Here is a 4,536-nt window from a genome sequence, read left to right as displayed (position 1 = left end):
CCGTGAGGGCAGCCGCACTGCGTTGACCAGCGGGCCCTGAGCAGGCAAGGCTCAGGGCCCGCGATCTTCCCGGCCCGCTACCGCCACTTCAGCACCTTGGCGGTAGCGGGCCGGAGTCTTGTGCGCCTGGCATTGAGGGGATCACGGGTGCATCAACCTGGTCTCGCTGAAGGATCTGCATCAGCGCCGAACGGACCCCGGCTCCCATGCGGTAGTAGACGATGCGTCCCTCCCGCCTGTTCTCCACCAACCCCATGCACCGCAGCCGCTTGAGATGATGACTCACCGTGGACTGAGCCACTCCGACATCGCAGATGTCGTGCGCCGCGACTTCCGCTCCCTTTAGCGCCGCCAGATGGACCAGCAGTTGCAGACGCACCGGGTCGCCCAGTGTTTTGAAGACATCAGCCCACCACACCGCGTCCGCCGCGCTCAGTTGGAAACACTCCACGTTCTCGCCAGGGTCTGTGGCGTCATGGGACATCTCTTCTCCTCACCCCAGCTCCGTCCGGCTGGGAAACCGAGTGGACGGGCAGGATGCGGTCAGGGGCAGCTCAGCCCTCAGCTCACCGGTGTGCGTTGCCCACTCAGCGGCTGGCTCCGCTCACGCTGCCGCTGACAGCAGACCGGCCATGCCCGCGAGGACTCCCGGGGCCACCCGGTAGTACACCCAGCTGGCCCGCCGGTCAGACACCAGAAGACCCGCTTCCCGGAGTTTGCGCAGGTGGTGGCTGACGGTGGGCTGGGAGACGCCGACGTCCTGGATATCGCAGACGCACGCCTCACCGCCAGGCTGCGCGGCGATTCGGGAAAACAACCGCAGACGGACCGGGTCCGAGAGGGCCTTGAACATGATGGCGATCTTCTCCGCGTCGGGAACGGAGAGTTCTTCCTGCCCCAGCGGCTGGCAGCAAGCGAAAGATGTGGTGGCGTCTTGGATGCCGGGAACCGAAACCAACTTCGACATGCCTCTATGTTGACACTCATCTAATCACCTGCCAATAGTCGAGCAGGTGTGGATCTGCCCGAACGGGCAGGCGCTATTTCGATGAGCTTCTATGTTGACGTCTATCGAATCAGGGTGCATGCTGGTGACCAGAGGACATCGACAAACATCGAAATCGAGGAGAGTTGTCGTGACTGCGCCCGTTGCCCAAGATCTGCCCGTTGTCGTCATCGGAGCCGGCCCCATCGGCTTGGCCGCCGCCGCCCACCTGCTGGAGCGGCAGCTGACACCCCTGGTTCTTGAAGAGGGACCGATGGCCGCCAGTGCAGTACGGGCCTGGTCCCACGTCCGGCTCTTCTCGCCCTGGGGCGAAGTCACCGACCCCGCCGCCGAGAAGCTGCTCGCACCCACCGGCTGGACCCGCCCCGACGCGGCGACTTATCCCACCGGCGCCCAATGGGCCGAGCGCTACCTTCAGCCGCTCGCCGACGCCCTAGGAGACCGCGTCCACTACGGCGCCACCGTCACCGGCATCTCCCGCACGGGACGCGACCGCATCGTCGACGCCGACCGTGACAGCCAGCCCTTCGTCGTCCATCTCAGCAACGCCGACGGCCGCGAGGAACGCCTTTTCGCCCGCGCGGTCATCGACGCCTCCGGAACATGGACCACACCGAGCCCGGCTGGCGCCAGCGGCCTGCCCGCGCTGGGGGAGGGGGCCGCAGCTGGCCGCGTCACCTACCGCGTCCCCGACCTCAACGATCCCGACGTGCGGGCCCGTTACGCAGGCAAGCGCACCGCGGTCATCGGCTCCGGAGTCTCCGCCTTCACGGCGCTCGCTACCCTCGCAGACCTCGCCCAGAACGAACCGGGAACGCACTCGGTATGGATCCTGCGCCGGGGCATCAGCAGCTCCACCTTCGGCGGCGGCGAAGCCGACCAGCTCCCCGCCCGCGGAGCCCTCGGCCTGGCTGCCAAAGCAGCCGTCGACAACGGCTACGCCGACGCCGTAACGGGCTTCCGTACCGAAGCGATCGAACACGACTCTGACGGTCGCTTGATCCTGATCGGTGAGGACGGCCGATATCTTGACCCGGTCGACGAGGCGATCGTCCTGACCGGCTTCCGCCCTGACCTCTCCTTCCTCTCCGAGATCCGCCTCGGCCTCGACGAACGCCTCCAGGCCCCGACCGCACTGGCTCCGCTCATCGACCCCAACGTCCACTCTTGCGGAACGGTCTACCCGCATGGTGTCAACGAGCTTTCACACCCGGAGAAGGATGTCTACCTCGTCGGCATGAAGTCCTATGGCCGTGCCCCCACCTTCCTCGCGATGACGGGTTACGAGCAGGTCCGCTCAATCGCTGCAGCCCTCGCCGGTGACCACGAGGCCGCCGAACAAGTGGAGTTGACGCTGCCCGAGACCGGAGTCTGCGGCGGTGCAGGCCTCTTCGACGATTCGACACCCGAGGAGAACGGCGACGGATGCTGCGCTCCCGCGCCTGCCCTGGTTCAGATCGGATCAGCCGGAACTACGCTCCAGATCGGCAAGACCGAGACATCCGGCGGCTGCTGAAAACCGGCTGCCGGCCAGTCTGAATCACCGCGTCCCGGCCAAGTCCGGCCGGACACGCGTCCTTCCTGCAACAGGAGGAATCACCATGTCCCGTGTACAGCTCGCTCTACGCGTCCCCGACCTCGAAGCATCCATCGCCTTCTACTCCAAGCTCTTCGGCGCCGAGCCAGCCAAGCTCCGCGACGGCTATGCCAACTTCGCCATCGCCGAACCGCCGCTCAAGCTCGTCCTCATCGAGGGCACCGCGGGCGAGGACACCCGCATGGATCACCTCGGTGTCGAGGTGGAATCCACCGAAGCCGTCCACGCGGCCACCGCTCGACTCGGTGCAGAAGGCCTGACCACCGCCGAGGAGAACGACACCACCTGCTGTTACGCGCTCCAGGACAAGGTCTGGGTTCACGGCCCCGGGCAGGAGCCCTGGGAGGTGTACGTCGTGAAGGCCGATGCGGACTCCCTCGCCAAGCAGGAGGGCAGCAGCTGCTGCACCCAAAGCGCAGCTGATACTGAACCCGATGCCAAGGCGGGCGGACCGGTCGCCGCCGGTGGCTGCTGCTGATCCCGCAATGACCCACCTGCACATCGACGGGGCCGCGACCGGCACGCCCAAGAGCCGCTCGCGGCCCCGCGCCACACTGCCAGCCCTATGTGCCACCCAGATCACCAGCTGGGGAATCGTTTACTACGCCTTCCCTGTCCTGCTCCCGCACCTGACAGCGGACACCGGATGGTCGACGAGCGCCGCGACCGCAGCGTTCTCCGCCGCCCTTTTGATCTCGGCCGTCATCGGCATTCCCGTTGGGCGCATCCTCGACCGCCGAGGTCCCCGCGCCGTCATGACCACTGGCTCACTGCTCGCCGTTGCAGCCATCCTGACCATCGCCGCAGCTCCGAACTTCCAGGTGTTCGCAGTCGGCTGGCTCCTGGCCGGTGTCGCCATGGCCGCCACCTTCTACCAGCCCGCCTTCGCGGCCGTCACCCGCTGGTGGGGACCCGATCGTGTACGCGCCCTCACGATCGTCACCCTCGCCGGGGGACTCGCCAGCACGGTCTTTGCCCCTCTCACCGCCCTGCTCGCAGACCACCTCGGCTGGCGCACGACATACGTCGTGCTCGCGATGATCCTTGCGGCAGTCACCATCCCCGCACACGCCCTTGCTTTGCGGGCCCCTTGGCCGCCGACCCCACCGGCCGCAGCGGTGTCCAACGGCCCACCGATCGCCCGCAGCCGGCCCTTCCTGATCCTCGTAGTGGCCTTCACCTGTTCCGGCTTCGCCATGTACGCGGTCGTCTTCGGCATGGTTCCGCTGATGATCGAACGCGGCGCCACCGCATCAACGGCCGCCTGGGCACTGGGACTCGGTGGAGCGGGCCAGACCCTGGGACGCACCCTCTACGCCACCCTCAGCCGCACCACCAGCGTCACCACCCGCACGGCAGTTCTCTTCACGGCAGGCGGAGCCACTACGGCGGCCCTCGCCCTCATACAGGGCCCCATCCCGCTGCTGATCCTGCTCGCTGTCCTCGCAGGCGTCGTACGTGGCAATCTCACACTGCTCCAGGCCACCGCGGTCAGCGACCGCTGGGGAACCACGAACTACGGTCGCCTGTCCGGGCTCCTCGCAGCCCCGGCCACTGTGGCCGCGGCCCTCGCGCCCTGGGCGGGCGCTGCCCTGGCGGGACAACTGGGCGGCTACGAGCGCCTGTTCCTCGTTCTTGCCGTCGGTTCTGCTGTGGCGGCAGTGCTGACGCTCTTTTCGGGGCCTCGTATTACATCTGGCATGTAGCGTGTGGGAGCCCGAAACAAGGCCACACGCGTAGGGCAGACTCAGTTCGAACGATCCGCCGGAGTGCTTACTCAGCCACGTGGCTTGCTCTGCTTACGACCTCACTCCCGCAGGAAGACGGCCCATGTCGGCCGGTCGCGTCCCACGTAGTGGTGTAGAGATGCGGACTTGAGAACTCCGCAGGTCCTGCCGACGGTGGGGCTGATGCGTCGCCGCGTCCTGGCACC

5 protein-coding genes are annotated in these 4,536 nt (G+C 67.0%); 3 read left to right on the top strand and 2 right to left on the bottom strand.

Features of this window, described 5'->3' with window-relative positions; all coding sequences use genetic code 11:
* Positions 1 to 88 precede the first annotated feature (88 nt).
* Entirely contained in the window at positions 89 to 484 is a 396-nt protein-coding gene (locus ACQKIP_RS40510) for an ArsR/SmtB family transcription factor (RefSeq protein ID WP_365865494.1), read from the bottom strand.
* Between the two features lie 120 nt (positions 485 to 604).
* Positions 605 to 967 carry an ArsR/SmtB family transcription factor gene (locus ACQKIP_RS40505; RefSeq protein ID WP_365865492.1) on the bottom strand — a complete coding sequence of 121 codons (363 nt, stop codon included), beginning with the start codon at positions 965 to 967 and terminating at the stop codon, positions 605 to 607.
* Positions 968 to 1,136: 169 nt separating this feature from the next.
* On the opposite strand from ACQKIP_RS40505, the gene ACQKIP_RS40500 reads away from it, so the two are divergent.
* The 3 genes from ACQKIP_RS40500 (at position 1,137) to ACQKIP_RS40490 (ending at position 4,309) form a co-directional block, all read left to right on the top strand.
* Positions 1,137 to 2,522: an NAD(P)-binding domain-containing protein gene (locus ACQKIP_RS40500; protein ID WP_365865490.1), complete on the top strand. Its 1,386-nt coding sequence runs from the start codon at positions 1,137 to 1,139 to the stop codon at positions 2,520 to 2,522.
* An 85-nt stretch (positions 2,523 to 2,607) separates the two neighbouring features.
* Positions 2,608 to 3,081, top strand: a complete 474-nt coding sequence (locus ACQKIP_RS40495) for an ArsI/CadI family heavy metal resistance metalloenzyme (protein WP_365865488.1) — start codon at positions 2,608 to 2,610, stop codon at positions 3,079 to 3,081.
* A 7-nt stretch (positions 3,082 to 3,088) separates the two neighbouring features.
* Complete coding sequence (locus ACQKIP_RS40490; protein WP_365865486.1) at positions 3,089 to 4,309, top strand: MFS transporter; 1,221 nt, start codon at positions 3,089 to 3,091, stop codon at positions 4,307 to 4,309.
* Positions 4,310 to 4,536: the final 227 nt, after the last annotated feature.

Source organism: Streptomyces sp. NPDC059900, assembly GCF_050270335.1.
Taxonomy (GTDB): Bacteria; Actinomycetota; Actinomycetes; order Streptomycetales; family Streptomycetaceae; genus Streptomyces.
The sequence above is the reverse complement of the archived record's forward strand: the minus strand, read 5'-3'. Positions and strand labels throughout refer to the sequence as shown.